The sequence below is a fragment of the Frankia nepalensis genome (genome assembly GCF_016786325.1).
In the GTDB taxonomy this organism is placed as follows: Bacteria; Actinomycetota; Actinomycetes; order Frankiales; family Frankiaceae; genus Pseudofrankia; species Pseudofrankia nepalensis.
Genome location: NZ_JADWYU010000292.1, coordinates 1 through 4,257 on the forward strand (window position 1 = coordinate 1; position 4,257 = coordinate 4,257).

Annotated in this window: 4 protein-coding genes; all 4 read left to right on the forward strand. The window is 69.2% G+C overall.

Annotation, left to right across the window (positions count from 1 at the left end; translation table 11 throughout):
• On the forward strand, positions 1 to 270 hold a 270-nt coding region (locus tag I6A81_RS40530), incomplete at its 5' end, for an ABC transporter permease subunit (protein WP_203008108.1).
• A gap of 1 nt (position 271) precedes the next feature.
• Complete coding sequence (locus tag I6A81_RS40535) at positions 272 to 1,183, forward strand: ABC transporter permease (protein WP_203008110.1); 912 nt, start codon at positions 272 to 274, stop codon at positions 1,181 to 1,183.
• Positions 1,184 to 1,462: 279 nt separating this feature from the next.
• Entirely contained in the window at positions 1,463 to 3,040 is a 1,578-nt protein-coding gene (locus I6A81_RS40540; RefSeq protein WP_203008113.1) for an ABC transporter substrate-binding protein, read from the forward strand.
• 36 nt (positions 3,041 to 3,076) lie between these two features.
• A complete protein-coding gene (locus I6A81_RS40545; RefSeq protein WP_203010504.1) occupies positions 3,077 to 4,144 on the forward strand; it encodes an ABC transporter ATP-binding protein in 1,068 nt (355 codons plus the stop codon).
• The last annotated feature ends 113 nt before the right edge of the window (positions 4,145 to 4,257 follow it).

Consider the following 4,257-nt stretch of genomic DNA (forward strand, 5'->3'; position numbering starts at 1 on the left):
GTGCGCCACGCGCTGCGCCCGTCGTCCTTCTCGCTGATCACCCTGATCGGGATCAACCTCGGCCGGCTGATCGGCGGCACGGTCATCGTGGAGCAGTTGTTCTCGCTGCCGGGCCTCGGTCAGCTGGTCGTCAGCTCGATCACCAGCCGGGACCTGATCACGGTCCAGGGTGTCGTGGTGTTCGTGGCGGTGGTCTACGTGGCGCTGAACATGCTCGTGGACGTCAGCTACAACTGGCTCGACCCGCGGGTCCGCAAGGTGGGAGCGTGAGATGACCCGCCCAGACACCGCGGCCACGGCCGTGGCCGAGCAGAAGATCCCCGCCCCGGCGGCTGTCCTTTTGGGTGCGCCGCTCGTGCCCAGGGTGCGCAGGCCGCGCTCGTTGCTGGTCTACCTGTCCTATGGCTGGCTGGTGCTGGTGATCGGGCTTGCCATGCTGGCCAACGTGCTGCCGGTCCCGTCCTACACGATCCCGGTCGGCGACCCGCGCCAGGGACCGGGCGGCGGGTTCGATCTGTTGCTCGGGACCGACTCGCAGGGCCGGCCGATGATCGCCCGGGCTGTCTACGGCGCGCAGGTCTCGCTGCTCGTCGGCACGATCGGCGGCCTGCTCGGCGCCGTCATCGGCGCGCTGCTGGGTCTGCTCGCCGGCTACCTCGGCGGGTGGGTCGACTGGATCGTGCGGCTGCTCGCCGACGCGCTGCTGGCCTTCCCGCCGCTGCTGTTGCTGCTCGCGATCTCCTCGATCCTGACGCCGAGCATCACGACGCTGACGGCCGGACTGACACTGCTGATCATCCCGACGTTCACCCGGATCGCCCGCGCCAACACGCTGGCCTGGGCGTCGCGCGACTTCATCACGGCCGCCCGGAACATGGGCGCCTCCCGCCGGCGGATCCTGATCCGGGAGATCCTGCCCAACCTCCTGCCGTCACTGGCGGCCTACCTACCGATCGTGATCTCCGCCCTGATCGTGGCGGAAGGTTCACTCAGCTTCCTGGGCCAGGGAATCCCACCGCCGCGGCCGAGCTGGGGCGGCATGATTTCCGAGGGCAAGGACTACCTCGTCGACGCGCCGCACATGGTGCTCGTGCCGGCGCTGATCATTTTCTTCACCGTGTTCGCGCTCAACCAGGTCGGTGACCATCTCCGCCAGCGATTCGACCGCACCCTGCATGATTGAGCGTCTTTCGCCGTGGCCTTCGACCACCCGTGTTGCCGGCCATGTTGCGTGAGATGGGGAAAGCTCAACGGAAACACATTTCCGTGGGCCTGCCGCAAGACACTCCCGCGGCTCGCCGGCGGTCTCCGTGAAGTCACGCGGACGGCGCCGGCGGCGGGCGGTGGGAATGGTGAACTCAGCTGTATAGGTCCAATCCTGCCCGGATGCGCCCTGCCCTGTCATTGTCCGGAAAGGCCAGATGGGTCTCGATCGTCCCATTTATCGACGAGAGGTAAGAAAGTGCACAGGAGACGTTTACTTGCGACCGCGGTCGCGGGAGTAACGGCCGTCGTCCTCGCCGCCTGCGGCGGCGGGGGCGACAGCGGCACGTCCGGCGGGGCGTCCGGCGGGGCGTCCGGCGGGGCGTCCGAGGCGCCGGTCGCCGGTGGCCACGCCACGATCCTCACGATGGCCGAGCCGAACAGCCTCGACCCGGCGAAACTGAGCAACGCATACGCGATCACCGCGGCCGTCGGGAACGCCCTGTACGGCCACCTGGTGACCACCAGCGAGTCCGGCGAGGTCGTGCCGTCGATGGCCGAGTTCACGACCGCCGACGGCGGCGCGACCTTCACCCTGAAGCTCAAGCCGGGCCTGGCCTTCTCCGACGGCACCCCGCTCGACGCCGCCGCGGTCAAGTTCAACTGGGACCGGCTCAAGGAGCCGGAGACGGCCTCGCCCAACCGGGCCGAGGCGCAGCAGATCGCCGCGACCGAGGTGGTGGACGCCACCACGCTGAAGGTCACGATGGCCTCGCCGCAGCCGCGGTTCGGCAACACGGTCTCCCTGGGCACGTTCAACTGGATCGGCTCGCCGGCGGCTCTGGAGAAGGGCGCGGACGAGTTCAGCAAGAACCCGATCGGTGCCGGGCCGTTCACCCTGAAGTCCTGGAGCCCGGGCACCCCGGTCGAGCTGGTCAAGAACGCGAAGTACTTCGACGCTCCCAAGCCTTACCTTGACAGCCTGACCATCCGGGCGGTGATCGACGCGAGCCAGCGCTACAACACCGTGTCCACCGCCAGCGACACCATCGCCATGGAGTCGAACTTCAACAACATGGCCAAGGCGGCCGACGCCGGTCTGACCGTCCAGCGGCAGGTGCTCGGTGGCGGCCTCTACGTGGCTCTGAACGCGCGCCGCGCGCCGTTCGACGACATCAGGGCCCGTCAGGCGGTGTCCTACGCGATCGACCTCGACAAGCTGAACCAGACCGTCTACAGCGGCACCGCTAGCATTCCGGAGACCCTGTTCCCGGACAACTCGCCGTTCCACACTGAGACCCCGCTGCACAAGTTCGACCGGGCCAAGGCCCAGGCGCTGTTCGACGAGCTGGCCGCCGAGGGCAAGCCGGTGAAGTTCACCTACTCGGCCTACCCGAGCACCGAGAGCCGCACGCTCGGGGAGAGCCTGCAGGCCCAGCTGGCGAGCTTCAAGAACGTGACGGTCGAGATCAAGGTCATCGACACCGCCGACATCCCTCGGCTGCGCTCGCAGCACGACTACGACGCCATCCAGTCGTCCGCGGCGTTCCTCGACCCCGACCCCGCGCTGTGGATCGCGTTCAGCGCCGACTCGGTGAACAACATGTCGGGCGTCGACGACCCCGACCTGACCGACGCGGTGCTGGCCGGCCGGACCGGGGCCACTCTGGAGGACCGCAAGGCGGCCTACGGCATCGTGGAGAAGAAGGTCGTCGAGCTGACGCCGGTCCTCTTCATGTCGACCGTGGAACCCGCGATCGTTGGCGCCAAGAACACCCACGGCTTCGTGCAGTACGGCCTCGGCTCGCTGCTGCCCGAGGAGATCTGGATCAAGTAGTCGGCCGACGCCCCGAAGAGAAGGTTCTCCCGGCTCATGAGCACTGAACCAGTCCTGCGGGTGCGCAACCTGCGTGCCCATATCGGCACCACGCGCGGGGTGGTGCGCGCGGTGGACGACGTCACCCTGGATCTCGACCGTGCCCAGGCTTTGGGTGTGGTGGGGGAGTCCGGGTCCGGCAAGTCCGTGATGGCCAGAGCGATCATGGGTATTCTGCCCGCCCGGTCGGGGTGCTCGGGTGAGGTGTTCTTCCAGGGCCGGGACCTTCTCACGCTCCCTCGCAAACAGCGGGCGCAGATCTGGGGCAAGCAGATCGCCATGGTGTTCCAGGACCCGGGCCGTTCCCTCAATCCGGTCGTGCGGGTCGAGCGCCAGCTCACCGAGGGAATGCGCAAGCACCTGGGCATCGGACGTTCCGAGGCCCGTGGCCGGGCCCTCGACCTCCTGCGGGAGGTCGGGGTGCCCGACCCGGAGAAGCGGCTGCGCAACTTCCCCCACGAGCTGTCGGGCGGCATGCGGCAGCGGGTGATGATCGCGACGGCGCTGGCCTGCGAGCCCACCCTGTTGATCGCCGACGAGCCGACGACCGCGCTGGATGTCACCGTCCAGCGCCAGATCCTCGACCTGCTGCGCGAGGTCCAGCGCGACCGCGGCATGTCGATGATGCTGATCAGCCACGACCTGGCCGTCGTCGCCGGCCGCACCGACCGGGTCGCGGTGATGTACGCCGGCCGGCTGGCCGAGTCCGGGTCGACCCGCCACGTGTTCGACGCCCCCCGGCACCGGTACACCCATGCCCTGCTGGACGCGACGCCGTCGCTCGACCACGTCCGGCACGCCCCGATGCGGCTCATCCCGGGCGCGCTGCCCGACCCGACCGCCCCGCCGGCGGGCTGCCGGTTCGCGCCGCGCTGCGCCCACGCGGACGACGCGTGCGTGCAGCCCGGGCCGACGATGTCGCCGGTCGGCGCCGACCACGAGGTGGCCTGCCTACACCCGGCCGGATCCGCTACCGACGAGAAGACCGCGGCGGAAGCCGCCCAGAAGGCCGACGAGATGGTCCCGGTCGAGACGGCGGCCGAGGCCGGGAAGTCCCTCGCATGAACAGGCCCAGCGCACCCGGAGGTGATCTCGTTGGCCGGTAGCGGCACCGCGCACCTGCGCGGCGACCAGGCGTTGCTGTCCGTCCGCGACCTGGTCGTCGAGTACCACACCAA

Coding starts and splice junctions, on each gene's coding strand:
- I6A81_RS40535 (WP_203008110.1), top strand. CDS start 272: ATGACCCGCCCAGACACCGCGGCCACGGCCGTGGCCGAGCAGAAGATC.
- I6A81_RS40545 (WP_203010504.1), top strand. CDS start 3,077: ATGAGCACTGAACCAGTCCTGCGGGTGCGCAACCTGCGTGCCCATATC.